Source organism: Nonomuraea sp. CA-143628, from assembly GCF_050942315.1.
GTDB lineage: Bacteria > Actinomycetota > Actinomycetes > Streptosporangiales > Streptosporangiaceae > Nonomuraea.
On sequence record NZ_CP192072.1, the window covers coordinates 4993398 to 5018140 of the forward strand.

General features: G+C 67.4%; 20 protein-coding genes and 1 pseudogene. 6 read left to right on the top strand and 15 right to left on the bottom strand.

Going from position 1 to position 24743, the window contains the following annotated elements; all coding sequences use genetic code 11:
* Nucleotides 1-210: 210 nt before the first annotated feature.
* Nucleotides 211-1470, bottom strand: a complete 1260-nt coding sequence (locus ACQP2T_RS22840; protein ID WP_433518125.1) for a protein kinase domain-containing protein — start codon at nt 1468-1470, stop codon at nt 211-213.
* Nucleotides 1471-1533: 63 nt separating this feature from the next.
* Nucleotides 1534-2370, bottom strand: a complete 837-nt coding sequence (locus tag ACQP2T_RS22845) for a helix-turn-helix domain-containing protein (protein ID WP_433518126.1) — start codon at nt 2368-2370, stop codon at nt 1534-1536.
* Nucleotides 2371-2457: 87 nt separating this feature from the next.
* Between ACQP2T_RS22845 and ACQP2T_RS22850 the strand changes: the two genes are divergently transcribed.
* Together ACQP2T_RS22850 and ACQP2T_RS22855 are read left to right on the top strand one after the other, a co-directional pair.
* Nucleotides 2458-3366: an SDR family NAD(P)-dependent oxidoreductase gene (locus tag ACQP2T_RS22850; protein ID WP_433518127.1), complete on the top strand. Its 909-nt coding sequence runs from the start codon at nt 2458-2460 to the stop codon at nt 3364-3366.
* Between the two features lie 75 nt (nt 3367-3441).
* Nucleotides 3442-4038 (top strand): annotated as a pseudogene (locus ACQP2T_RS22855) (ISL3 family transposase); the annotation flags it as partial.
* 1226 nt (nt 4039-5264) lie between these two features.
* On the opposite strand, the gene ACQP2T_RS22860 reads toward ACQP2T_RS22855, so the two are convergent.
* Together ACQP2T_RS22860 and ACQP2T_RS22865 are read right to left on the bottom strand one after the other, a co-directional pair.
* Nucleotides 5265-5876 carry a hypothetical protein gene (locus ACQP2T_RS22860; RefSeq protein WP_433518128.1) on the bottom strand — a complete coding sequence of 204 codons (612 nt, stop codon included), beginning with the start codon at nt 5874-5876 and terminating at the stop codon, nt 5265-5267.
* Nucleotides 5873-7546: a hypothetical protein gene (locus ACQP2T_RS22865; RefSeq protein ID WP_433518129.1), complete on the bottom strand. Its 1674-nt coding sequence runs from the start codon at nt 7544-7546 to the stop codon at nt 5873-5875. Before ACQP2T_RS22865 ends, ACQP2T_RS22860 begins: the two co-directional genes overlap by 4 nt.
* Before the next feature lie 519 nt (nt 7547-8065).
* Here ACQP2T_RS22865 and ACQP2T_RS22870 point away from each other — a divergent pair.
* The 3 genes from ACQP2T_RS22870 to ACQP2T_RS22880 are packed head-to-tail and all read left to right on the top strand — an operon-like array spanning nt 8066 to nt 8908.
* Nucleotides 8066-8374 (top strand): helix-turn-helix domain-containing protein, encoded by a 309-nt coding sequence (locus ACQP2T_RS22870; RefSeq protein ID WP_433518130.1) that lies wholly within the window; start codon nt 8066-8068, stop codon nt 8372-8374.
* On the top strand, nt 8371-8799 hold the full coding sequence (locus tag ACQP2T_RS22875) for a hypothetical protein (protein WP_433519810.1): 429 nt from the start codon (nt 8371-8373) through the stop codon (nt 8797-8799). The genes ACQP2T_RS22870 and ACQP2T_RS22875 overlap by 4 nt, the downstream gene beginning before the upstream one ends.
* A complete protein-coding gene (locus tag ACQP2T_RS22880) occupies nt 8735-8908 on the top strand; it encodes a hypothetical protein (RefSeq protein ID WP_433520032.1) in 174 nt (57 codons plus the stop codon). The genes ACQP2T_RS22875 and ACQP2T_RS22880 overlap by 65 nt, the downstream gene beginning before the upstream one ends.
* A gap of 231 nt (nt 8909-9139) precedes the next feature.
* On the opposite strand, the gene ACQP2T_RS22885 is transcribed toward ACQP2T_RS22880, so the two are convergent.
* The 7 genes from ACQP2T_RS22885 to ACQP2T_RS22915 all read right to left on the bottom strand — a co-directional run bounded on the left by ACQP2T_RS22885 (nt 9140) and on the right by ACQP2T_RS22915 (nt 21368).
* Nucleotides 9140-13681, bottom strand: a complete 4542-nt coding sequence (locus tag ACQP2T_RS22885) for a caspase, EACC1-associated type (RefSeq protein ID WP_433518131.1) — start codon at nt 13679-13681, stop codon at nt 9140-9142.
* On the bottom strand, nt 13678-14058 hold the full coding sequence (locus ACQP2T_RS22890) for an effector-associated constant component EACC1 (RefSeq protein WP_433518132.1): 381 nt from the start codon (nt 14056-14058) through the stop codon (nt 13678-13680). The genes ACQP2T_RS22885 and ACQP2T_RS22890 overlap by 4 nt, the downstream gene beginning before the upstream one ends.
* A gap of 130 nt (nt 14059-14188) precedes the next feature.
* The gene (locus ACQP2T_RS22895) at nt 14189-14578 is read right to left on the bottom strand and encodes a hypothetical protein (RefSeq protein ID WP_433518133.1); all 390 of its coding nucleotides are present in this window, start codon (nt 14576-14578) and stop codon (nt 14189-14191) included.
* 117 nt (nt 14579-14695) lie between these two features.
* On the bottom strand, nt 14696-19246 hold the full coding sequence (locus tag ACQP2T_RS22900) for a glycosyltransferase (RefSeq protein ID WP_433518134.1): 4551 nt from the start codon (nt 19244-19246) through the stop codon (nt 14696-14698).
* A 117-nt stretch (nt 19247-19363) separates the two neighbouring features.
* On the bottom strand, nt 19364-20128 hold the full coding sequence (locus ACQP2T_RS22905; protein ID WP_433518135.1) for a helix-turn-helix domain-containing protein: 765 nt from the start codon (nt 20126-20128) through the stop codon (nt 19364-19366).
* Nucleotides 20129-20232: 104 nt separating this feature from the next.
* Entirely contained in the window at nt 20233-20691 is a 459-nt protein-coding gene (locus ACQP2T_RS22910) for an NAD(P)/FAD-dependent oxidoreductase (RefSeq protein ID WP_433518136.1), read from the bottom strand.
* Between the two features lie 509 nt (nt 20692-21200).
* Nucleotides 21201-21368 (bottom strand): hypothetical protein, encoded by a 168-nt coding sequence (locus ACQP2T_RS22915; protein ID WP_433518137.1) that lies wholly within the window; start codon nt 21366-21368, stop codon nt 21201-21203.
* A gap of 26 nt (nt 21369-21394) precedes the next feature.
* Here ACQP2T_RS22915 and ACQP2T_RS22920 point away from each other — a divergent pair, with 26 nt between their 5' ends.
* A complete protein-coding gene (locus ACQP2T_RS22920) occupies nt 21395-21784 on the top strand; it encodes a tyrosine-type recombinase/integrase (protein WP_433518138.1) in 390 nt (129 codons plus the stop codon).
* 67 nt (nt 21785-21851) lie between these two features.
* Here ACQP2T_RS22920 and ACQP2T_RS22925 read toward each other — a convergent pair whose 3' ends face one another.
* The 4 genes from ACQP2T_RS22925 to ACQP2T_RS22940 all read right to left on the bottom strand — a co-directional run bounded on the left by ACQP2T_RS22925 (nt 21852) and on the right by ACQP2T_RS22940 (nt 24713).
* The gene (locus ACQP2T_RS22925; protein ID WP_433518139.1) at nt 21852-22400 is read right to left on the bottom strand and encodes a 2'-5' RNA ligase family protein; all 549 of its coding nucleotides are present in this window, start codon (nt 22398-22400) and stop codon (nt 21852-21854) included.
* Nucleotides 22397-23074, bottom strand: coding sequence for a type 1 glutamine amidotransferase (locus ACQP2T_RS22930; RefSeq protein WP_433518140.1), 678 nt, complete (start codon nt 23072-23074; stop codon nt 22397-22399). The genes ACQP2T_RS22925 and ACQP2T_RS22930 overlap by 4 nt, the downstream gene beginning before the upstream one ends.
* Before the next feature lie 163 nt (nt 23075-23237).
* A complete protein-coding gene (locus tag ACQP2T_RS22935) occupies nt 23238-24071 on the bottom strand; it encodes a bifunctional 5,10-methylenetetrahydrofolate dehydrogenase/5,10-methenyltetrahydrofolate cyclohydrolase (protein WP_433518141.1) in 834 nt (277 codons plus the stop codon).
* Between the two features lie 33 nt (nt 24072-24104).
* Nucleotides 24105-24713, bottom strand: coding sequence for a cyclodeaminase/cyclohydrolase family protein (locus ACQP2T_RS22940; protein WP_433518142.1), 609 nt, complete (start codon nt 24711-24713; stop codon nt 24105-24107).
* Nucleotides 24714-24743 lie beyond the last annotated feature (30 nt).

The window sequence follows — 24743 nt, forward strand, 5'->3', positions numbered from 1 at the left end:
TCGCCACTCCCTGAATGAACTGGCACAGTCACGCCGACCGACCTCCTGGGCTGCTGAAACGGATCGTCACTGTGCGGGCCAGGTCGCACTACCCGCCCTGAGTGAGAGAGTGTACGACTTCGTTGGCGAACGCCTGCCCGGTCGCCTGGGTGCGCTTCGCTAACTGCCCTGGACACGAGCGCGATTCGGGCGGGCAAAGGGCGAACGCCGTCAGGAAAGACCTGCCAGCAACTCGGACACGCGGATCGTCGCGCCGTGGTCTGGGCCATAGAGTCTGGTGAGGTCATTCCGCAAGTCCGTGAGTGTGACGCGAGCCTTGTCCACATCGCCGACGCCGACTTCCAGCTCGCCTATCTGGCGCCGCAACTCCAAGAGCCGCGCGTCGTCCTCGGGGAAACGGCTCATCTCATCCGCCAGCAGCTCGCGCATGATGTGGAGCGCGAGCCCGGGATCGCCCGCGTGGACGTGACAGGTCGCTTCCTGCAGCCTGCATTGGGAAATGTGCTCGTGGTCAGGCTCCGGCTGCAGGAGCAGGTCGTCCGCGAGCTGCCGGAACTCGCGTGCGGCCTGCCGATGGTCCTGGCTTGCGAACAGGACATCCGCGAGCTGTCCGCGCAGGCCGATCACGTCCGGGTCGGTCGCGCCGAAGTTGCGGCTTGCCGGGACGGCGACCTCGGCGAGTATGCCTGCCGCATCGCCATAGCGCGACTCTCTGACCAGTGACATCGCCTCTCTGCGAGCGCGCCCGATGTCGCTGCGGCTGAAGTCGTCATCCGCCGGGGCGTTTCTCATGACGGGAACTCCTGATCGGGCCCCGTCAGTGAGAGTGCGGCTGATCGCGTGCGCGTACATCCGGACAGGGCTTGAGCCGGGAGCTGTCATGTCGCCGAGCGGTCCCGTCCCCGCGAGGTACGGCATGAGCCGATCGTGCACCTCGGCCGCCGTCGTAGGGCGGTCTTCCGGCTGCTTTTCCAGCATGGCCAGAATCAGCTCGTCCAGCTCCCGTGGCACATCCGGTCGGAGCTGCCCGACTGCTACGGGAGGCGCGTTGATGTGCTGTTCCATCACGCTGTATTCGGACGGTCCGGTGAACAGGTGCCGACCGGTGAGGAGTTCGTGCAGCACGGCGCCCAGAGAGTAGATGTCGCTCCTCTCCGTGGGTTTACCGGCGCTGACCTGCTCGGGGGACATGTAGGCGGCGGTGCCGAGCTGCTGACCGGTCCTGGTCAGCTTGGTCAGCTTGGGATCGTCCATCAGGGCCAGGCCGAAGTCCACCACCTGGATGGAACCGTCCCGGCGCAGCATGAGGTTGGGCGGCGTCAGATCGCGATGTAGAATGCCGAGCTCGTGTGCCGCCGCCAGCACGGCGGCGGTCTGGGCGCCAATGGACGCGACCCATCCCAACGGAAGGGGCCCGTGCTCGGCGACGACGTCGTCGACTCCCGTGCCCTCGACGAACTGCATCACCATGAGCAGGCGGCTACCCAGGGCCGGGTCCGGGACTCGAACCCACGACCCACGAATTATGTGTAGTCAGCTCCCGAACTGTGCCGATCCAACGACGCGGAGCAGGTCGAGCTTGCTGGCGGAGTCAGTTCCCGGACGGGTGCTGTACACCATTACTCGGAGGTCCGAGTCCAATGTCGTGAGCACGTCGCAGTCCAGCGTGACGAGGCCGACCGCGGGGCTGTCGATCGTCTTGGGCTGTGATCTGCGCGGGGTAAGAGCGAACGTGTCGTACTGCTCAACGAAATCGGAACTGCTCTCGCGGAGGTCTCGGACCAGCTCGGCGAGGGTGCGGTCGTTCGGGTACACGGCGGTGGCACGCCGAAGGTCGGCAGTGAGCTGTCGTCCGAACTGCTGGTGTTCCTCCTTGGTGTGGACCACGTGGTTCGGCAGGTCTCGGAAGTGGCGCCAGACCAAGTTCCGTTCTCGGGCCGGTAGCCGCTCGCTCAGTTCGAACAAGCAGACCCACAGCGCGTTTGCCACGACCAGGTCCCAGCTGGCGGTGAACACGGCCACCGGTGTGTGGGCGAGACTGTCCATGATTCGTGCGACACCCGGCCCGACGTGCTGCGGGACGCATCCGGACGCCGGCGTCTGTGTGCCGGCCGCGCGCCAGAGCAGGTCATGTTCCGCGGCGGACAACCTCAGTGCCCTGGCCAACGCCCCCAGTACCTGCGGTGAGGGGTGTCGCGCGCGTCCCTGCTCGAGCCGGACGAGGTAGTCGACCGAGATCCCAGCCAGTGCTGCCAGCTCCTCTCGGCGCAGCCCGGGCGTCCGCCGAAGCCCAACGTCGGGTATCCCGACCTCGGCCGGTGTCACCCGCTCGCGCCAGGAGCGCAACGCACGGGACAGTTCGAGACTCATGCCCTCACTGTCCCACCCGCAGCATGATCACCGGATGGTACTGGTAGTACCTGGAACGACCCAGGTCGTTGCACGGACGCTGGTGGCATGTCGAACCCAGTCGCAGTAATCACCGGGGCAAGCGGAGGCATCGGCGAGCAGATCGCGGTCGGTCTCGCTGATGCGGGCGCCACGGTCATCATGGTCGCGCGCAGCCTGGAGCGCCTGAGCTGGGCGTCGGAGCGGGTCGCACACTCCGTCCCCGGGGCGAGCATCGAGATCGACCCGGTCGATTTTGCCGACCTGGCCGAGGTGCGCGCGTTGGCCCAGCGACTGATCCCGCGCCAACCGAGTGTGGTGGTCAGCAACGCCGCGGTGATCGCACCGCTGGACGACCGCACGCCTGCTGGCCTGCACCGAACCCTTGCGGTGAACCACCTGGCGCCGTATCTCCTGCTGCGCCTGCTCGCAGCGAACCTGCCAGCAGCTGCGCGGCGATTCATCGTCGTGGGCGCATCGCCGCGCGCGCTCGCGCGGGTGCCGGTCGACCTGGATGACCTGAATACCGAGACTCGACGGGGACTCGGCTGGCCGCCCAGCTTCCGGCCGTTCGTAGCCTATGCCCGGACCAAGAACATGAACACGATGTTCGTCTATGCGATGGCCCAGCGCCTCGCCGGCACCGCCACGACCATCAACGGAGCCCACCCGGGCATCATCAAGGGAACCGGCCTTGGCCGGCACGATCGGGGCGCGCTGAAGCTCTTCGGCTCGACGCTGAACCTGTTCACGCCCGCCAGCGAGGCTGGCGCCCAGACCCCGCTCTGGCTTGCGACGGACCCCGCGGTCGAGGGCGTCACCGGCTCGTTCTTCGTGGATCGCACGGCTACCAGCACCGCTTCGCACACGACCGATCCTGTCCGCATCGAAGCCTTGTGGCGCGAGAGCGCACGCCTTGTCGGCATGCCCGTTGGCGGCGACAGGGACGAAGCGCCAGATGCCGACCATCAAGGCTAGCCTCGCAAAGGCCAACGCCCAGTCGAAGCACGCGTGAGCGACCTTCGGCGGCGGGCCCGGACGCGACTACTCGCCGTGCCTGACGCTGCCCCTGGCCGAAGCTTCGGCTGCCCTGACCTGACCACCTTCTGCCGGCTCGACGAGCTCGGCCTCGAAGTCATCGGGCAGCGGCTCGAACCGGATCGCGCGGTGCTGGCGTGTCGGGTGGTCGAGCCCGACCAGTGGTGCCGGCGCTGCGGATGCGAAGGGACGCCGCGTGACACCGTGACCCGGCGGTTGGCGCACGAGCCGTTGGGCTGGCGCCCCACGACCCTGGAGGTCGTCGTGCGCCGCTATCGGTGCACCGGCTGCGGGCACGTGTGGCGCCAGGACACCATCACGGCGGCTGAGCCGAGGGCGAAGCTGTCGCGCCGGGGTCTGCGGTGGGCCCTGGAAGGCATCATCGTCCAGCACCTCACTGTCGCCCGTGTCGCCGAGGGCCTCGGAGTGGCATGGAACACCGCCAACGATGCTGCCCTGGCGGAGGGCAAGCGCGTGCTGATCGATGATCCCGGCAGGTTCGACGGCGTCACGGTGATCGGGGTGGACGAACATGTGTGGCGCCACACCCGCCGCGGCGACAAGTACGTGACCGTGATCACCGACCTGACGCCCATCCGCGACGGCATCGGAGCCTCAACGTGACGGCCCGACGTGGCCTCCGTTCCTCAAGGCCCAGGCGTCCGGAACCTAGGCCTGCGACTTCTGCAGCGTCGAGACGGTCATGCCTGCGCGGCTGTACTGCTTCGCCGTGGTCGAGCACGCCACCTGGCGGATCCAGGAGGACTGTCGGCGGTCGACTCCCCACGAGACGCTCTTGCCACCCCTTTAACATCGTAGAGCCATAAGGTACGCGTGCTGCGCCACTTCGCGACACGGCGAGCGTTTCGACACGGCGTTGCTTTCTCTCGGTAATCGAGGTGCTGCGCAGGCATCTGCCGGTGTCACGCACGGTCGAAGGCGTCGAGGGTGCTGTGGCACGAGCTTCGCTTCTGGCAATCGGTGGGCTGGCCGTGCGTTAACTCATGGAATGAGTGACCAGCGGACCGAAAGTCCGCTTGACTTCGAGACGAAGGCGAGGGGAACCGTGTGTCACAGGCCGACAGTTGACCACGCTGCTGCTGCTTGGCGGAGTAGGCCATGGAGGTTGTTCTGGCTCGACATTCTCATGGTCTTCCCCGGGCCTGCCGTGACGTTGACCGTCTAAATGATCTACCAGATTACACGACCTGCGCCGATGGGCAGCCGCAGAGCAACCAACCATGATCAAAATCGAGATCAGAGGCTGGCGAGAACCGAGAGACCCCAGGTCGGGCGTGGCATTGAAGAGTAGGGCGGGTGGGACTTGAACCCACGACCCACGGTTTATGAGTCAGTTCCCTTAGTATCATTCCTTGTCTCGGAGTGCCGTTTTGTGTACCTGTAACTGGATTTGTCTCCACAGTCGTGCCAGGAAGTGCCGGCGGATGTTGCATCGTATTACCTACACGCGAGCAACCACCGAGCAACCATGCGCTCTTGACCATCAGTATTGTGTATGCAATTTGTCCCAATCTCGGCGCTTCTGCGTAGGGCGGGACGAGCTCGCGCTTCATGGCAGATCGAACGCGTCCGAGCAACCATCGAGCAACCGTCCGCGAGTGATTGCACCCGTTGCTCGCAGCTCAGCAACCTGTGAGGCTCAAATACTTCAGTCGCCGCGTCCGAGCTGTGGCTTGGCTGGACGTGCTGGTCTCCAGCTTCCGGGTTTAAGTGTTGCTCAAGCATATCTGAGCAACCGCTCAGACGACAACGCTCAAGATGGGCAAGCCTGCCAAAGACTGCAGGTTAGTGTAGGGATCGAATATTCGATCCCTACACTAACGGAAGGTTATGCGAAATCGCGCCTGATCGGCCGGGCGAAGGATGACGCGGTCGTCGGATTTGTGATCCGCGAGACCGGCGCGACGGAATGCGTCGAGGAAATCGCGGAATTCTAGCCGGGTGATGCTTCGGCGGGTTTCGGCGGAGAGTGACTCGTAGAGCTGGTCGGTTGTCAGTTCTCCCTTCAGCACGGCGGGATTGACGACCAGTTCGGCCAGGACATAGTCCTGACTATCAGTCAGCCGGGTCCTGCTCACGTCGAAAAGGAGAGGGATGACCGCGGTGAGGACGGCGGCCGGAAGTCCTGCCGTACCGAGCATCACCAGGATTCCGCCGAGGAGGGCGGTAGCCACGACTGTCTGCGCGAGCCCCTTGCCGAGGTTGACCTCCCAGCCGCCGGGCCGGAATTCCAGCTGTTCCTGCCCGCTAGAGCCGGTCGCTGTGGTCTGAACAGCTTTGAGGAAAGCTTCCCGGCCTCGCCGCGAAGAGTAGTTGTCGTCAGGGAACAGTTCGCTCCAGAGTTGTTCCAGCGCGGCGCTGGATACACGTCCCTTGTCTGGGACATCGACAGGTAGGTGCTGAACGAGGAACGCTTCCAAATCATTCAAGCTTGCCCTCCGGGCTCTTCCCAGTGGTAGGCGGACATGTCGAAGGAGTGTTCCTCGGCCAGCAGGTGGCTCATGGTCAATTGCACAGTCTCCAGGCTCCCCTCCAGCAGGGAAAGATCCTCGACGGCGGCGGGAAAGGTCTGCTCCAGGTATTGTTCAAGGATTTGAGCCGTCACGCCAGTGCACGGTAGGAGCAGCGGGAGGTTGGTGTCGCCGACTATGCAAGCGAAGACCGCGCACGGTTTGCTGTCAACGTCCCTGACCGTTCCCCGGACGTATGCCAGTGGTTCTCCGTCTTGCCGCCACAGGTCGAATTGGGCGAAGGGAGAAAGATCCAGCAGGCCGGTCAATTGCGTCCTCCGCAAGGCCCCTGACCAGCGATCACGCCAGGCGATGTCGCCCAATGACGACAGAGCGACGTTCACGAATACTCGAGGCGACCCTTTCCACGCGGAAACGATGGCCTTCAATTGCCCCGGATCTTCGAGTACCGTGAGGTCGACCGGCTCGTCATCACTTGCCGCGCTACGTACGGTCACCACCGTAGCGCAACCAAGATTCTGTAGGTAGGCGCGGTCAGGTGCGCTGAACTCAAATTGCTGGAGCAGTCGAAAAGCTGGCCTCGCGGTAGCGAAGACATGTGCGTCGCGGCCGCGTACCGAAACGAGGACGATGTGTCGGTCACGTGGCAGGCCGGCCAGTTGATGCAGCACCGCCGGCCGGGGGTGAGATGTGACGACCAAGCGTTCCCTTCGCCACATCTCGAAGGACTCGTCCTGTGCCGTCGCCGAATCCTCGGACGCGATCAACCGCCCACGGGCATGCGGCGCGACCTGCTCAACGGCTGCGATCAGCTCAGCGGTGAAGTCACGATGTCCGTCGTAGGAAAGGACCTCTGCGCCGTGTCGGCCAAGGAGCGTCGTCACTTCTTCGTGAAGAAGATGGGCGATGGTCATCCAGGTCGCCTGATATTCACTCGAGTAGGTGGATTTCCGTAGAGCCGGATCGTCCTCGCCTGCTCTCAGTGACCGCCATGCGGGCATGTCGCCGACAGCGTCACAGCATCGGGACCACGCGGCGGACCAGAATGCCGCGTCAGCATGCCTGTGCAGTAGGTCGAAGCGGACATCTGGTCGGTCGAGCGGCGGCACGGTTTCGGCGACGTCGACGGTGAGACCTCGCCGCAGCAGGTGGTCGACGGCTCGTGACTGCATACATGCCCGAACGGCCGCCTCGATCATCATCTCCTTGGAGCGGAAATGATCGGGTAGACCTACGAGGTCGCTGGCGTCCCGGTACCAGTCGATGTAGGACGGATAGCCTTTGAGCAGGGCAAGATCTCCCCCGCCGACCAGCCAGATGCTCTGGTACGTTGCGAAGGCCTCATGCACGGTCCGGCACATGTCGACCAACCGGGTGAGCGCGAGACGCCGATCAGGATCGTCGAGCCCGAGCACCGCGTAGGCGGCTAGAGATGTACCGAAGGACGTGCAGTCGTTCAAGGCGGCGTGGAGCGCCTCATGGACCGTCACAAGCTGAGCCTGGTTTGAGGTGACGTCCCCGCCGCCCAGCGTCACGGCCCATGCGTCGTAGTTGTTGTAGGACCCGGCGCCGTTCCCCGCGGCCCCGTGGAGCAGGCCGGTGACCAGGTGATCCTCTGGAGGGTTCATGGTCACGCCCCTTCATGTGCTGGTGGCGATGGCGGGTCACCTCGTCCCGTCACAGATATGACGCCGCAGTGACGTCGTTGGATGGGGTCGATACTCAACTGTCACCAGAGGTGCGGCTGGCGACAGCCGCTTGGGGATCCACCAGGTAGGAAGCGGTCGGCCGATCAACGAGCCGCCCCGCCCGCTGATCAGGCCGATCCCGGCGCCTACAGAGGTTGAAAGACTGAGGTGTCACCGCGCGGTTGCCTGTGCGAGTCGGCGTTGGGGAGTATGCCGGTGAGATGCGTTATTCGGATGGTGGTGGTCTGACCCCGGCGGCGCGAGCCAAGCATGAACAGGTCCGCTTGGAAGCTGCCGGGTTGTTTGCCGCGGGCATGTCGCCGCCGCAGGTGGCCAGGAAACTCCGAGGTCTCCCGTAAGTCGGCCTATGTCTGGCACAAGGTCTGGCGTACCGCGGGAGCCGAAGCGCTGGAGTCGAGAGGACCCGGTGGGCAGCGCTGCCGGCTGAGTGAGGCGCAGGTGCAGCGGCTGGAGGCGGCGTTGGACGCCGGTCCTGCCGTTTGGGGGTGGACCGAGGATCAGCGCTGGACCCTGGCCCGGGTCACGGTGCTGATCGGCCGGTTGTTCCAGATCACCTACACCCCGCGCGGAGTGTCCTATCTGCTGCACCGGCTGGGCTGGAGCCCGCAGGCGCCCCAGCGCAAGGCTGCCGAGCGCGACGAACAAGCCATCGCCACCTGGGTGAAGGGCACCTGGCCGCTGGCGGGACCACGGCGCGGGATCAGGACGCGTGGATCTGCTTCGCCGACGAAGCAGGCCAGTCGCTGAGGCCGCCCAAGGCCCGTACCTGGTCCCGCCGCGGACACACCCCGATCGTCACCGTCTCGGGCAAGGGCTCCGGTCGCGTCAACCTGGCCGGTCTGCTCTGTGTGAAGCCGGGCCGGCGGACCCGGCTGATCTTCCGCATGAGGATCTACCGGCGGCGCAAGCACGAACGTCAAGGGTTCGGCGAGAGCGACTATGCCCGCATAGTGGACGCTGCTCATCAGCAGCTCGGCGGGCCGGTCGTGCTGATCTGGGACAACGCCGGCATCCACGTGTATGCCCTGATGCGCAGCCTGATCGAGGCCCGCCCGTGGCTGACGGTGTTCTGCCTGCCGGCCGGCCTACGCGCCCGAACTCAACCCGGTGGAGATGGTGTGGTCGCACCTCAAGCGCGCCCTGGGCAACCTGGCCCCCTGCACTCTCGATGACCTGGCCAAGGTCATTCGTAGCCGGCTCAAACGGATGCAGTACCGCCCCGACCTCCTGAACGCCTTCCTGGCCCACACCGGCCTGGTCATGAACCCGCGATCGCCATGAAACCCCAGACTTTCAACCTCTGTACTGCAGCATGCCGGAGCTCTTCGTTTTTCGTGTCCCGCTCGAAACACGGAGCCTTTTTCATCCTCCCGGCGACGGATCGCTGGTCACAGCGTGATCGCAAGGTACGTGTTCGTGAATCGCCCCGGGTTTGATGGACACCATCGGCATTCCGGTGTTCCGCGTGCCGGCCGGGCTGTCAACAGGCGACTTCATGCTCTACTACTGGCCTCAGTGGCAGATTCGCTGGTCAGGGTCGTCAGGCAGAAGTAGCTCCAATTCCTCAGGGCGCAGCGGCGCTCCGACGGTGCCGCAGATCCTCCCGATCATGTCGTCGGGACTGGTCGTCCACAGAAAGGCTGTGGGGTGGGTGCTGGAAGTCGCGAGCGTTCGGCCGTCGGGGCTGAAGGCGGCGAAGAAGGCGGACTGGTTGTGCCCGACGAGCTGGGCGTGGAGCTGGTAGCCGGCCCCATCGGGCGCCCACAACCATACGCTGCCGTCAGCATTGGCGATCGCGAGCAGGTGATCGGGAGCAGGACCGAACGCGACTTTGGTGATCGCGCCGCCGGCGTTTCTCAGCTGTGTCGCTTTCACCACGGGGTTCGCGGGATCGGACATCGACCAGAAGCGGACGACGCCGTCGACGCCAGCGCTCGCCAGGATCTTGCCCGTCTGGTCGAACGCCAGTCCCAGCACAGGCCCGGTGTGTCCGCGCAGCGGATTCCTGATGGGCACCGGGTGTGTGGGCTCACGGACGTCCCAGACCTCGATGACCGAACCGCCTCCGCCGGCCGCTAGCGTGCGGCCGTCGGGACTGGCGGCCACGTCGAAGACCGCGCCGTTGCCCTGGGTTAGCGGGCCACCGATCGGGTGCGGGGAACGCGGGTTCGAGATGTCCCAGAGCCGGACGGTGGTGTCATTGCTGGCCGAGGCGAGGACACGGCCGCCGCCGAGGAACGCCACGGCGTCCACGTCGAGCTTGTGACCGGTGAGCGGGGGACCGGCCAGGACGGGATGGTGCGGGTCCGCGACGTTCCACAGCTGGATCTCGCCGTTGTTGCACGGTACGGCGAGCAGCCGTCCATCAGGACTGAACATCATCCGGTTGATGCCGGACCGCTGGCCCGCCTTGGCTGTCAACACAGGTGGGCCGTACGGAACGGGATGTGCCGGATCGGCCACGTTCCACAGCCAGAGCCGGCCATCCGACTCGCCCTCCGCCAGTGTGTCGCCGCCGGGACTGAAGACCGCCGAGCCGATCTGCCCGCTCGGGCCGAGGAGCATTCTGCCCGGCAGGTGCCAGAGCCGGAGCAGTCCATCGTTGCCCGACGTCGCGAGTTCGCCAGAGGAGAGGAAGATCGCCGCCTGTACGGGCCCCGGGTGGGACAACGTGACGATCTCGGTCGGGGTGCCGATCCTCCACATGCGCACCGTGTTGTCGTTGCCGCCCGAGACGAGCTGGGTGCCGTCCGGGCTGAAGCCGAGGGCGTAGATGGCGTTGGCGTGTCCAGTTAGCGGCAGTCCCATCTGCTTGGCCCTCGCGGGATCGGCGACGTTCCACAACCTGACCGTGTTGTCCTTGGCTCCGCTCGCCAAGGTCCGGCCATCGGGGCTGAAAGCCAGTGCCTCGACGGCCCCCTCATGGCCGGCGAGCACCCGCACCGACATGGGCGCCGTCCCCGCGGTCAGGTCGATCAGCCGGATGTCCGGGCGGTTGGTGCCGGCGACGGCGAGCGTGCGTCCATCAGGGCTGAACGCGAGTTTGGCGATCGGCGCGGAGACCGCCAGCGCCGCGACGCGCGCGGGCGTGGGCTTGCGCAGGGCTCGGACGTTCCAGAAGTGCACGGATGTGTCCGCCGCCCCGCCGGTGGCCAGCATCCGACCGTCCGGGCTGAACGCCAGAGAGAAGATCTGCCCGCCTTTGGGCGGTGCGACGTGAGCCAGTAGCTTCGGAGCGGCACGGTTCGACACGTCCCACAGGTCGATGCGGCCGTCGTAGGCGCCAAGGGCCAGGACGTCGCCCGTCCGGTTGAAATCGATCGCGAAGACCGGGTGGCCGGCGGCCGCCTGGAAGCTCGAAAGCCGCTCGGGCCGCTGTGGGGCGGAGACGTTCCACAGGCTGATGAATCCGTCCGCGCCCGCGGACGCCACCGTTCTGCGGTCCCGAGCCAACGCCATCGCGAAAGCCCCGTGCGTCAGCCCGACGTGATCGGTCGCACGGGTGACCATCGGCAAGGACGCCGTGCTCAGCAGTGCTCCGCGCGCCTGGACGGTGGGCGCGATACGGTACGCGGCCACGGCGAGTTGCGCGGAGACCGCCGGATCCACCGACCGCTGCCCGATGGCCTCGCTGGCGGCCGCCCGTGATTGGGCGTCGGCACGCGCTGCCTGAGCCTGCACGGCATTGACCCGTGCGGCGATCCCGAATCCGAGGCTGAGCAGCGTCAGCGTAACGAGCATCGCAGTCAGCCCCTGCCGGATCCGGGTTCGGCGGGCGCGAGCCGACCTTGAGGCCGACAGGAAGTCACGGCTGAGCGGTGTGAGGTCAGCCGGCGTACGGCCTGATTCTTGGATCACCTCGTCGACCCGGTCGAGGCGGGCGTTCCCCAGCAGGAACTCCCGATCCGCTGACGTGGGCTTGGCACTCTCCTCGGCGGCTGATATGGGCTTATCGCCCTTTGTGGCCGCCGACCACTTGGCGGCCTCCTCCTCGATGTCGCGCCGGAGTTCCAGCCATACACGGTCCTGGGCGATCCAGCCACGCAGCCGGGGCCAGCTTGGGATGATGGCCTCGTGCGCGAACGCGACATCGTCGTCGTCCACGGTCAGCAGCCGCTTCTCCAGGAACACTTCGACGATCTTGGCGACTCGGTCCGGAGGCGCCAGTTCGGCGAGGTCGGTTCGGCTCAGTGACCGACCGGTCTGGACGACCGCGTCGCCCATGCGGACGCTGCGGACCAGCGCTACGAACACGCGGGGCGCCGCCTCGCGCTCGGGTTCCTGCAGCAGATGGTAGGCAGTCTCAGCGAGCTGGGACAGCGCGCCTGGCACTCCACCCGATGCGCGGTAGCCCGCGAGAGTCATAACGGGCCAGGTGTATACGGTGCCGTCCTTGGCGATCGCACGTCCGATCTCTCTGTTCTCCCACGTGGCTTGCAGCGCGGAGGAGAGATGGGGGAGCACGCTGCGCGCGCGTACCGGTGATGGGCCGACCATCGTGTGCTCGTCCACGTCATGGAGCAGTTGGTCGACGAGCCCGTTCTCCAGTGTCATGCCTGAGCGCTGCGCGGGCTCCTCGATCACTTCGATCAGCTCGTCGTGGCTCATCGGGTCGAGCAGGTAGAGCCTCTCGTCCGTCGCGATGTCGCGCTCGCCGTACTCCTGGTATGCGCCGAGGAAGTCCGAACGGACGGCCGCGACGACGAGGGCGATCGGCCCCTTTCCCTCCCGGGGCGCGGCAGCCGCCCGCAGCGCGAGGAAGAAGGCTCTGAGGTCGATCTCGTCGACCTGCCCGGACAGTGCCTTCTCGAACTGGTCGATGACCAGCACCACCCGGCATGAATCCTCTCCCTCGAACACGGGTGGATGACCTGCCAAGAGATCGGCGAACGTGGCCGGCGCCGCCCGCAGCCGTTCGCGCATGAGGCCGGGGTCGGCGTCCGACGGGTGTTGCGACCACTGACTGATCCACCGGGCGAGCGCCTCCAACGGATCCGCGTCGAGTGTAAGCACGACCCGCGGCCAGCGGGCGGATCCCGGTATTCCGAGTTCACCCCTGCCGATCGCGTACAGGACTCCAGCCTGCAAAAGGGAGGACTTGCCGACTCCGGAAGGCCCAGCGACCAGTTGCAGGTGGCCGTCGCGTGCCCGTCGCGCCAATATCCCGAGGAGCTTCTTGACGGCCGTCTTCCTGCCGTAGAACAGATCATGATCATCGATGCCGTATGGGTCGAGGTTCTTGTAGGGAGACACCCCCGGGGGCAGGTCGGGCTGCTCTCGCGGCTCAGGATAGGTAGGCTCCGTCGGGCCGTAGGCCAGGTTCGGTGCGAGAATCAGCTTGTTGGTCTTGTCTTGCACATGGCGCCGTGGTTGAGGTGCGCCCCGCCGGCGCAGCCGGCGGTCGAGCTCCTCGTACACCACGTCCAGGTCCAGCCAGGGCCCGTGCCCGGACACCCCTGCGGTGAGGATCTCCATCAGGACCTGGGAGAACGTCGGATACGGCGCGTCGTCCAGACACCAGGACTGCTCATGACCGGCCGAGGAGAGCAGCACGTAGGCCCCGGTGACGGTGCTCTGCGCGAAGCCGCCCTGAGCCGCGGAGGTGAACTGCGGAGCGGCCGTTCCCGCGTAGCAGCAGTCGAGAATGATGATGGTCGCGCGGCCACCACCCCACGAGCCGTCCCTGACCGCCCTTCTGACCTGCTCGTACGGCAAGCTGTCGGCGAAGCGCGGGTTGTAGCTCCGAGTGTTCCCGGTAGCCAGATGAAGATCGCTGTTCTCGTCGAGAAGTCCGTGCCCCGCGTAGTAGACCAGAAGCAGGCTGTCAGCTTGCCGCGAGAGGGCCGAGATCGTCTCGACCACCTCACCGGGACTATTGGTGTCCGGGATGACGAAGAGGTGTTCGCGGGCCAGACCGGCCACTTCGACCAGGCATTCACCGAATGCCACGGCCGCGTCCCTCGCCTTGGGAACCCCAGGGAGAAGCGATCCGTCGGGGAAGGCCCCCACCCCGATGAGGACGGCCCGGACGCCGTCACCTTCCAGAATCGTCATGCCGGCTCGCCTGGATCCCCGCCGTGCGCGGGCTCGGCTTCCTCGAGGGACGGGGAAGGCTCCGCAGCCTCCACCCTGGCCGCCACTCGGTCGATCAGCTCGGACAGCTCAGCGGCCGACAACTTGGACAGTTGCTGGGCGTCGAATTCGATGACGCGCTCTGCTGACTTGATGGTCATCTTTAACCGGAGGCTCGAGCGGCGTGAGAGCGCGCGGATGATCTCTCGGATCGCGATGGTGACCGCGCCCCCGCCGGCGGCCGCCACCGTGATCAGTTCCGGGATGGGGCCGAGGCGCTCGTCCCGTTCCTGCCAGCGCACCTCGATTTCTCCGTCGATCTGACCTGTCTTGCGCAGCGCCTCGGCGAACGCGGGCAATTGGACGCGGTCCGCGTTCCGTTCAGCGCGAAGGTGTATGTCCACGAGGATTTCCTGTGCTGTTCGCGAATGTCGCTGAGCGCCTGACTGCCCGCCAGAGCAGTGGGAAGACAGCCGGGCGATGGATCTTTCAGGTCCGGTCTGCTCGGACGCCGGTGCAGTTGTCCGGCCCGGAGACTTCACGGCAGAGCTTCCACCAGATGGTTGGCTGCCTGCCGGGGTTCACCCGAGCTCGGAACTGCAGGCCAACGGACTGGTCCGGGCGCAGGCTGAACCTTGATCCCTTGTTGACATCGCTGATCCAGTTCCACTGGATGTAGCAGAAGTGACCATCCTGCGAAATGTCGGCAAAGCCGAACTGGTTGGGCGCGCTGAACCAGTCCGCGGCGCAGCGAGCCTTGCCGCTCGTGTTTACCCACAAAGTGGGCGAGTCGGCGTAGGACGTGTCGGCGACCGCCACTGCACCGAAGAGAGTGAGCGTGGTGAGCAAAGGGGCCAGAATGGCCTTACGCATGAGCACTTGATCTTCCTTCCTTTCCTGATCCTTGTGCCTGCTCATAAGGATCGGCCGGTCAGCCCAGACGCAGACAGGGTTTCCCCGTTGCCACTCACTCGTTGGCAACGGGGAAACCCGGCCTCAGTTCGCGATCGGAGGGATCTCGATGAGGACGGAGCCGTTGTAGGTGGCGACGGCCAACGCACCCGTCCGGATGAGCAGCAGATCGTGGATGGAGGCGCCCACGTCGATGGAGACGATCGGTCGATCATCGCCCCTGTCATGCCAGATGTTGACAATGCCGTCCTCGGATCCTGAGATCACGCGATCGGTGCTGGACCACAAGCAGGTGACGGCCCGGGTGTGCGCCGCTCTCGCCGTAAGGCCGGTTGTGCTCTCGAAGCTCAGCCGTCCGGAGTGGCAGCCGGCCATCAAACCCTCGGAGGTCAGGGTCACGCTGCTCAGCCGCTCCTCCGCCAGCTGCGACGGAGGGCGCAGAGCGGTCAGATCCGGCAGGCGCCAGATTCCCGCGCGGCCCGTCCGGTCTCCTACCAGCAGGACGGGCCCGTCCTGATCGACGTGCGCCGTGACGGCGGTGGTGATGGTGCTGGTCACCTCCCGCAATGTCCGCTCCATGCGCAGGCGCGGGCGGCTGTCCAGGCCATCCCTGAGCGAGACCACGCCCTCGTCGCTGACAGTGATCAAGTTGAGCGAGCCGTCGAGCTCCATGAACCGGGCCGAGGTGGTCCAGGTGGGGTTCGTGTTCGAAGACCAGGTCGGTGGCTCGGCATCCCTGCCCACGCCGACGGTCGCGTCGGTCGTGCAGATCGCGTACCAGAGCGTGTCGCCGACAACATGCAGGGTGGTCGTCGTCGGTGACTCGCCCGGGGGAAGCGGGTGAGGGCCGGAAAAGAGTTCGCCGGTCATCGCGTCAAGGACGGCGAACTGCGCCTGGTCGTTGATCGCGATCGCCATGAGGCGTGACCCGAACTCGGCGAGGCGCATGGGGGACCAGCGCTCCTCGACGAGGTCGGCACCGGTTCGCAGCGCGGCCAGGAAGGCGAGATTCCACAGGTGAACGGAGTTGTCCTCGCCAGCCCCCAGCGCCGCGGGATGGCTGTCGATGTCCGCGGCGATCAGATCCCACAAGGGGTCGGTCGGTCCGCTCAGCGTCGGTCCCCACACCCCCTTACCGGTCGCGTCGGCGATGCGGACGTCGCTCTCCTCCCGCGCCACGAGAACCAGGTTCCCGCTCCCGAGCCGTGTCACGGCCAGCGCGCTGACGGGTCCGTCCCCCGGCACCTCGATCGTCCTCGTCAACGGCCCGGAGCGAGGCCAGAACCTGAGGGTGCCGTCGTCGTGCCCGGTGACGGCGCACTCGCCGAGGTCGGCGTCGGGCATCGCCGCGAGCGCCGTGGCTCGCGGCGATCCATCCGAGCGCTGCGTCACCTGGTTCGCGCCGATGTCCCACTCCCACAGGACGCCGAGCCCGGTGATCAGAAGCATGACCCCCGGAGCGACAGGGGCGAACGCGTGGATCTCCGCGCCGTCGACGGTCCCGGTGCGGAACGGCACCAGATCGAGCTCCGTACGCCAGGCCTGCAGCCGTCCGTCCTCGCGACCGGCCGCGACGAGCCACGATTTTTCGTACGGCACCGCGATCAACGCGGATACCGCGGCCCCGGTCTCGGTAGCCGCCCCCTCCTGGTTACCGCTGGGCAGGTCGATGATGCGCAGGCGACCGTCCTCCGTCCCCACGACCACGTACGGCATCATGTCGGCCCGCGCGATCGCTAGCCCGCGGACGGCGCAGTCGAAGTGAACGGTCCTGCGGACGTCCGCGATCGGCTCGTCCGCCTCCGTGACGTCGGCCGCGGCCTCGGGCAGTCTGGAGATGGCAAGCGTGGCGTCGTCACTGCCGCTGATGACGAGCAGCTCGCCGAACGCGCGGGCGACGACCACCCGGTTCACGGCACCGTCATGGACGTGGACGATCTGGTGCCCGATGATGGGCCGCCACTGGGCCGAGAGAGGCCACCAGGGGACCGCGGGCGGCCTAACCGGCCACCAGTCTCGCAGCAGAGCCGCATTACCCAGCCGTGTCGCGCCAAGAGCCAGGTAAGCGGCCCGCAGGGCGTTCGAGATCTCCGGGCCCTGGTGCTGGACGACCGACTCGTAGGCGTGCGCCGCCTCCACGTCGACCGTGGCGATGTCGGGCAGCGAACGGACCACGACGTCGCGGCCGGCGAACACCAGGAAGCTCGCGTCTCGCGTCAGCCGGGACATGAGCGTCGTTCCGGCCGTGTGCGCCAGGAGGTGCCTGCGCACGTAAGGTTCGGCGTCGGGCCATGACAAGCCGTCAGCACCGGCCGGAACCGACGCGAGCAGCGTCCTCGCCAACGCTTCGCGTGCCTGTTCGCCCGGCCGTGGCGCATCGGGGAAGTCCGCTGGAAGGCCGGCCATGTAGTCGTTCAGGGCCTCGTGGAACAGGCGGTAGAGGGGGATGTCCTCACCGTTCTGGCGGGCGTGCGTGATGAGCGATTCCAATGGGCCGTCGAAGATGTCGGACACGTCGTTGACCGTGTATCGACCGGGCGTTCCGGCGAGTGTCCCGGCGAGCGGCACCCATACGGTGGTCGGCATGCCGAGGCCCTTGCCCATGGCCAGCGGACGCAACAGGTTCTCGGCCCAGCGGCGGTCGAGAGGCAGCGCGTCGAGATAGCCCTCCATCGCCTCCGCGACCGTTTCGGGGAAGTTGTGGTCCGGAGGGGGAAGCGCACCGCGCTCGACGATGGTCATGGAGGTCAGTCGCGCGATCAAGAAGGAATGTTTGGCGTCCCTGCCGATCGCCACGGCAACCCGTCGCGCCCGCCGGGGGGATTCGGACAGTTCCAATCCCGTGATGCCGGACGCGGTCAGGATGCGGAAGACGTACTCCTCCACCGCGGCCGGGTCGGTGTAGTCCTCGTCGAGATCGACCACCTCAACCTCCCTGCGCAGCCGCTTGGCCAGGTGGCGACGGATCCCCAGCAGGAGCCGGACGGAGGACAGGGAGGGCTTACGAATGATCGGCTGCACGAGTTCGATGATCAGATCCCTCGGATCGTCGGCCTCCTCCAGCGCGTCGATCACGATGCCGAGCGGGCCGGGAGAGGCGGCGACCGCCCTCTCCAGGTCTTCCGCCTTGGTGCAGCGGACCCCCAGTTGCTGGGAGATGGCGGACCACACCTTCGCTAGATCGAGACCCTTGGCGTGGACGGACGCGTGGATCACCCGGCCGGGATGGGGCGTGTACCTGTCCCCGTCGTACAGTTCCTCACCTACCAAGGGGTCGCCGCCGAGCGCGAACCAGGCGAGGACCGCGGACTTCCCGGATCCGGGGTCACCGGTTACGACGCATACCCGTCGCGTCTCGTCCTTGGTGAACCATCCGGCGATGTGGTCGATGGCCGCCTTTCTGCCGGTGAACAGGCACGCGACCCGATCGGGCAGCTGGATCTGCACGCTGGAGAGCCAGCGCCTGCGCGTCTCATCCATCCGCGCGATCCCTTGCGGTGACCGGCACACGCTCAGGACCTGCTCGGCAGCGGTGGACCAGGTACGTGCCCGGGCCATGGCGTGCCGGACGGAGGCCGCGCGCGCGAACGCGGCGGGACGATCGCTCAGGACGGACGCGATGGCCTTCGCCCAGCGGTCCACATCGTCTTCGTCGCCGGACACGGGAATAACCATGCGCTGCGCTTCCTTGGCGGGCAGGACCTCTCCGAGGAGCTCGCCGAGGCCACTTCTGCCGCTGACGAGTACGGGTGTGCCCGCGACGATGGCCTCGGCTCCCGCCAGCCCGAAGCCTTCCGCCTTGGACGGCATGAGCACCAGGGACGCGCGCCGGAAGTCCTCCTCCAGGTCCTGGGGCACGTCCGAATACGATCGCGGGGTCACCCGCGGCAGCTTCCTGCCCGCCCACTGGAGGAACCGCTCGCGAAGCGCCGTGTGCTGCCGGAGGGGGGCGCCGCGCAGCAGAACCTCGATGTCGGACTCGTCCACCCCGTAGGCGTCGATGGCTCGCACGAGTGCCTTGGCCGCGATGTCGATGCCCTTGAGCAGGCTGTCCTCGAGCCTGCCGAGAATGAGGATCTGCTTCGGGCCGCCCGGCGGGGGTGTTCGCTCACTGGTGTCGTCGAGGTCGAAGCCGGGGTCCAGGCGCAGAGCGCTAGGTCCGTCGACCTGCACGGACAGGTCGCGTTGAAGCTGCTTAAACAGGTGCGGACCGACGGCCGCGACCGCGGTCGCCCCGCGCATGATCGCCCACTCGACCTTGACGCGTCCCTCCGCGCGTTCGCCGATGTCGTGGTCCTCGTCCGCCTTCGCCCACTCCGTCTCATCCGGAACGGTGTGCACCACGTGCAGGCGTGCCGCGCGCTCGTAGTGATCCGCGGCATGAACCTGGGCGGCCGGTCCCGTGATCCGCCCGTGGCCGATGATCAGGTCGGGTTCGTCTCCGCCGGGCAGGTCAAATCGGCGCGTCAAAGGGGCTCGTTCCGCCCCGCCGGGCGTTTCGGGCGCCTGGATCAAGGTCACGCCCGCCGCTGCGGCCTCGGCGATCTGCTCGTGCGTGGCGGACATGACGGCGCAGTAGACCCGGGCGCCTGCCCGGGCGAGTGCCCGGCACAGGTTCCGGTTGAAGGTTGTCACACCGCCGTGGACCGATGACCATTCGGTGTCCAGGGCGAGGACGCTGAGCTGAGACGAGTCCTTGAGCGGGCCGGCAGCGATGGCGGGCCTCCTTCCGGTGTCGAGAGGGGCCGCCTGCTAGGAGCAGATGTCGCATCTGTCCCGATCAGACCAGTCGGCCCGATTGAGGGACTCCGGCAGCAACGGGGCCTGACCGAAATCCACGCGCAGGGCCATCCTGAAGGACCAGAGAGCCTCTGCGAACGGGTGGTATTCACGGTGGTATTCGGGCGAATTCAGTCGCGCGCCTCCCCGGATCGCGTTGCGAATCGCTATGAGGTGCAGGAAGGCGGTCTCGCCGGTCTGGACAAGGGAGGTGGATCCGGAAACGAGCAGGAGTTCCCTGGCTTTATGGAGGCCGGCCTTCTGTATGGCGCTTGTCGCCGCCCGCTCGCGATCCGGAGCCCGGGACGGTGTTTTGGCCACATCGCGCAATGCGATATGTGCCGAATCCAGGGTGCAGAGGAAGGACACGGCGTACGTCATCTTGATTTGCTCGGCATCGAAGGCGGGTGCCGCTGCATTCTCGGAAGAGCCTTCACCTGCTGAGACGCTTCTACGAGATATTTTCGTAAAATAAGAGCGATGATCCATCCTCTGGATCATCGCGCTCAGCTCGCCATTCATTCCCAGCGCCTCGTCGTACTGGGCGGCGAGTGCGCTGTTGCATCGGGCTCGGCCGGTTTCCACTTTGCTCAGGTAGCCCTTGGAATAGTGTAGGACTTCGGCTAGCTGAGCGAGGGACATTTTCCTCGCTTGGCGCTCATGGCGTAACAAATCCCCCGCGGTGCGAGAGTTGGTCGAAGGTTCGGCTCCTCTGTGGGGGCTCTGATCCACCACCATGCGTATATGTGTACGCCTGTCCCACCCGCTGTGTCCAGGCTAACTAGCTGATCGGTAATCTCTATCCACCTGCGATCATTTGTCAGAATTGACCACTGGAATTGTTAGACCAATTGATGAGGCGCCGGGCAACGAGCCGTCACCGAATAGGATTCGGCTGCGAGGGCGCGGGTGCGCAGGGCGGATACCGCGGCCGACGCTGCGGCGGGGAAGCGGATGCCGGTGAACAGCCGGCGCAGCCGGAGGCGGCGGCGGAACCTGGATCGCAGGGCGTCCCCGTCGTAGCGGCGCAAGACGTGCGGGTCGCCGGTGCGCAGGTATTCAGTGGCGACCGCCGCGGCCAGTTCGGACAGGCGTAAGCACGGGTCAAGGCCGCTGGCCGTAAGAGGTGACACGGCACCCGCGGCGTCGCCGACGAGCAGCCCGGCGGGGCACGCCACGCGGCGCAGCGCGCCGCCGACCGGGATCGGACCGCACCGCCACCCGACCGAGCCGGCCGGTTCCGGGTGGCCGGGGGCGTCGGCGATGAACTCCTTCAGTAGGTGGCGGACGCCGGTGCGCATCGCGTGCGGGTGTCCGGCGACGCCGACGTGCGCGTCAAGGCCGTCGTCGATGACTCAGGCCAGATAGCCGGGGGCGATCCGGGTGTCCAGCACGCAGTGGATGGCCGCGGCTTTGGTCGTGAGTCTATGGTCCTGCCTGAACATGATTCTTGATTGCACTGAATGTGACCACCTGGCTGAGATACCTATCTGGACGTTCCTCTTGTCTGGGTCTGGCGTTGCGAGATTGCCGTCAATCCGGCGCAGGGCGTCCGGTTGCCGTCGCCGGTGCGGACGCATCCGGTGGTGTGGACGGCTCGTCGGGAGGCGGCCTGGCGGCGTGGGGGAGAGCGGCCGGCGGTGGCGGTGTGGACGGTCGAGCAGTTGGCCACGTTCCTGCGCTTCGCGCGTGTGGATCCGTTGTTCGTGCTGTGGTGGCTGGTGGCCTTGCGCGGGCTGCGGCGCGGAGAGGTCGCCGGGCTTCGCTGGGTGGACGTCGATCTGGAGCGGCGCGAGCTCACCATCGCCCATCAGTTGGTGCACACCGATGAGGGGCTGGTGTTGTGCGAGCCGAAGAGCGCGGCCAGCCGGCGGACGTTGGCACTCGATCCGGAGACCGTGCGGCTGCTGCGCCGGCGCGAGCGTGCGCAGCGTCGGCTGCCGGGGGAGCGGTGGTCACCGACCAGCCCGATCTTCATTGCGGGGAGCGGGGAGCGGGGCGCCGGTGCAGCCGAGCTATCTCACCCACCGCTTCCACAAGCTGGTGGCCGCGAGCGGGTTGCCGCCGGTGCGGTTGCACGACCTGCGCCATGGAGCTGCGACGTTGGCTCTGGTGTCGGGCACGGAGTTGAAGGTGGTGCAGGGCACGCTGGGGCATGCCAGCATCGTGCTGACCGCCGACACCTACGTCTCGGTGCTCCCGCAGCTGTATCACGACAGCGCCCGGGCGACGGCGCGGCTGGTGCTGAAGGCGGTGCGGGCGACCAACCGGAAGATCGGCAAGGCCCGGGAGAGGCGTGACTCACGCGTGGCTCACCGTGACTCACGATCAGATGACGCGACTACGGGCCAGGGTAAAGCCGCTGGTGGGCGTGGTAGGGCGGGTGGGACTTGAACCCACGACCCACGGATTATGAGCGTGAGCTGACGCGCCTGTGCGGTGTCGGTGGCCTGATGTGTGCCTAGGTAGGCGAGCCTGCCGCGGTCAACGGGAAATCCTCGACCACCTGCCAGGCCCCGCCGTCGTACGCTACCAACTGCACCGCCGCCACCCGCGCCGTGACCGGCAGCTCTTGCTCGATCGTCGTCCCCGCCTCGTCGAAGGTGGAGCCGTCGCTGTCGTAGCCGACCGAGAGATGCGGCATGGCCGTCTCGTACTTACCCCCGTATGGCCGGGCCTCGGGCCAGCGCCCGGTCACCGCGTGTGTGAGCCGGACGAACGGCTCGCCGGGCGCCGGCTCCAGATACAACAACCCAGGTAGCCGCCCACACCTGGCGAACACCACCTCGAAAGGCGCATACCCGGCGAAGAGCTCTGCCAGCGCCGCCCGGTCGACGGCGCCGAGCGGCAGGAACGGATACATCACCGTCACGTGCGCCGGTACCCCGTACGCCGCCGACGGGTCGAGCGCGGTCCGCCACCGGCCCACGACCGGCTCGGCCTCCGGGATCGGCACCACCAGCGCCGTGAGTCCGGCCGGATAACGGTCCATCCCCTGAGCGCGACTCATACAAACTTGGCGAAGCGGGTGGCCACCTCGCGCCAGATCGGCGTCGAGACCGGCTCGTCGGCCATCGCCCGCGCATAGACCTCGCCCGGGTCGAAGCCGTCGACCCGCCACTCGCGGATGCGTGCCGGCAGCACCTCCGGGTGGAACTGCACCCCCCACGCCTGCTCCCCGACCCGGAACGCCTGGTACGGGCAGGCCGTGGTCTGTGCCAGCCAGACCGCTTCCGGTGGCAGGGCGGTGATCGCGTCGACGTGGTGCTCGATGGCGGGCACCACCTCGGGCAAGCTGTGGAAGAGCGTGTCGTCTGCGGCCTCGGGCCGCAGCGTCACGGGGAGGCTGCCGTTCTCCGGAGCGCCCGCGTCCGGGGTCACCTCGCCGCCCGCGACCTCGGCCAGCATCTGACCGCCCAGACAGATGCCGAAGAACGGTACGCCCTCGTCCAGCGCCTGCGCGACCAGGCTCCTGGCCGTGGCCAGCCACGGCGCACGGTAGTCGTCGCTCGGCAGGAAGCCGCCGCCCAGCATGATCATGGCATCGTGTGACAGCCTGGCAGGGAGCGGGGCGCCGTCATAGGCGGGTACAACGTCCAGCCGCAGCCCTGCCTCCTCCAGCCAGCCGCCGAGGCGGCCGGGGCCGCCGCTCCTGCTGTTCTGCACGATCAGCACGTCACGCATCGACACCCTCCAGCGTCGCGATCTCGGTCATCCGGTACGTCACGCGTCGACGCCCACCGGCATTGCCATCTCGGTCATTCGGCATTTTCCGGGCGGCCAGTCCGGCTCGCCCCGCGCTGACGCCTTCCTGCACGTCACGTGTCGATTCCGGTCGTCCACGTGCTCACATCAGGCCCGCCGACTGCGCGGTGTGCCGCAGCAGGAGTGCGGTCGTCACCGGGCCCACGCCGCCCGGCACCGGTGTCAGCGCCCCGGCCCGGTCCGCGACCGCGGTGGGGTCCACGTCGCCGGCCAGCCCGCCGTCCTCGGTCGGGTTGGTGCCGACGTCGATGACGACCGCGCCGGGCGCTACGTGCTCCGCACCGATCAGCCCGGCCCGGCCCACGGCCGCGACCAGCACCTCGGCCGTGGACGTGACAGACGGCAGGTCGCGGGTGCGCGAGTGGCAGACGGTCACCGTCGCGTTCCGGTCGAGCAGCAGGTGCGCCAGGGGCTTGCCGACCACGGTCGAACGGCCGACGACCACGGCCCGGCGGCCCGCCAGCTCGACTCCGTAGTGGTCGAGGAGGGCCAGCACGGCGGCCGCGGTGGCCGGGGCGAACGCGGGCAGCCCGGCGGCCAGCCGGCCCAGGGACAGCGGGTTGGCGCCGTCCACGTCCTTGGCCGGGTCGATGGCGGCGGCCAGCTCCTGCGCCGACGCGCCCCGGGGGAGCGGGGTCTGCAGGATGACGCCGTGCACGTCCGGGTCGGCGCTGAGCCGTTCGAGCGTCTCGCGGATCTCGGTGGACGTGGTTTCGGGGCCGAGGTCGGCGAGGTCGAAGGCGATGCCCACGCCCGCGGCGGCCTTGGCGATCGAGCGTACGTACCAGAGGCTCGCCTCGTCGGCGGTCGCGACCACGACGGCCAGCTTCGGCTGCGGCCCGGCCGCCACCCGCGCCGCCGTCTCCGCCCTGATGGCGGCGGCCAGTTCCTTACCCGTCAGAGTCTGCGTCTTCACCCATAGATCCTCTCGTACGGCTCGTTGACCCGGTCACGTGGCGGTGAGGCCCTCGCGGACCCTGGCCGTCACCCACTCCGCCCTGGCCACCGTCGCGTCCACATCGGCCAGCCGGGCCCGCAGCCCATGCAGGGCCTTCTCGTCCTTGATGCCGCCCAAATTGACCTCGACGTTCACCCGCGCGGTCGTCAGCGCGGCGCGGGCCGCCTCGGCCGCCGCCGCCACGTCAGTGACCACGTTGGGGTTGCCGATCGGCAGCAGCTGTTCGCAGAGGTCGACCAGTCGCGTGGCCGTCTCGACGACCCTGGCGGGCGGCTCGGCGGCGCCGACGAGGGCCGTGGCGATGGCCGCGCTGCGCTCCGGGCCCTTCGGCAGCCGGTATGCGTCCGTCACGGCGGTGAAGGCCGCCGCGTCCTCCTCCAGCAGGCGCAGCGCCCGCGCGCGCATCGTGTCGGTCTCGGCGATCAGCGCGACGATGGTCTCGGCGTGCTCGGTGTATTTCTCCCCGGTGGTGTAGCGGGCGACCATGCCGAGCAGCGCGGCGGCCTGCGCCGCGTGCAGGGCCGCCGTGGCGCCCCCTCCCGGCGCGGGCACGTGTGCGGCGAGCTGGGCGAGGAAGTCGATGATCCTGGAGTCGCGCATGGCGGCATTCTGCCAGGCCACGACCCCGCG

What these genes read in the sequence shown, in the direction of transcription:
- ACQP2T_RS22840 (WP_433518125.1), bottom strand. Translation starts at nt 1,470, where the DNA reads ATGGTGATGCAGTTCGTCGAGGGCACGGGAGTCGACGACGTCGTCGCC.
- ACQP2T_RS22845 (WP_433518126.1), bottom strand. Translation starts at nt 2,370, where the DNA reads ATGAGTCTCGAACTGTCCCGTGCGTTGCGCTCCTGGCGCGAGCGGGTG.
- ACQP2T_RS22850 (WP_433518127.1), top strand. Translation starts at nt 2,458, where the DNA reads ATGTCGAACCCAGTCGCAGTAATCACCGGGGCAAGCGGAGGCATCGGC.
- ACQP2T_RS22865 (WP_433518129.1), bottom strand. Translation starts at nt 7,546, where the DNA reads ATGAACCCTCCAGAGGATCACCTGGTCACCGGCCTGCTCCACGGGGCC.
- ACQP2T_RS22885 (WP_433518131.1), bottom strand. Translation starts at nt 13,681, where the DNA reads ATGACGATTCTGGAAGGTGACGGCGTCCGGGCCGTCCTCATCGGGGTG.
- ACQP2T_RS22905 (WP_433518135.1), bottom strand. Translation starts at nt 20,128, where the DNA reads ATGGTGGTGGATCAGAGCCCCCACAGAGGAGCCGAACCTTCGACCAAC.
- ACQP2T_RS22910 (WP_433518136.1), bottom strand. Translation starts at nt 20,691, where the DNA reads ATGCGCACCGGCGTCCGCCACCTACTGAAGGAGTTCATCGCCGACGCC.
- ACQP2T_RS22915 (WP_433518137.1), bottom strand. Translation starts at nt 21,368, where the DNA reads ATGAAGATCGGGCTGGTCGGTGACCACCGCTCCCCCGGCAGCCGACGC.
- ACQP2T_RS22925 (WP_433518139.1), bottom strand. Translation starts at nt 22,400, where the DNA reads ATGAGTCGCGCTCAGGGGATGGACCGTTATCCGGCCGGACTCACGGCG.
- ACQP2T_RS22930 (WP_433518140.1), bottom strand. Translation starts at nt 23,074, where the DNA reads ATGCGTGACGTGCTGATCGTGCAGAACAGCAGGAGCGGCGGCCCCGGC.
- ACQP2T_RS22940 (WP_433518142.1), bottom strand. Translation starts at nt 24,713, where the DNA reads ATGCGCGACTCCAGGATCATCGACTTCCTCGCCCAGCTCGCCGCACAC.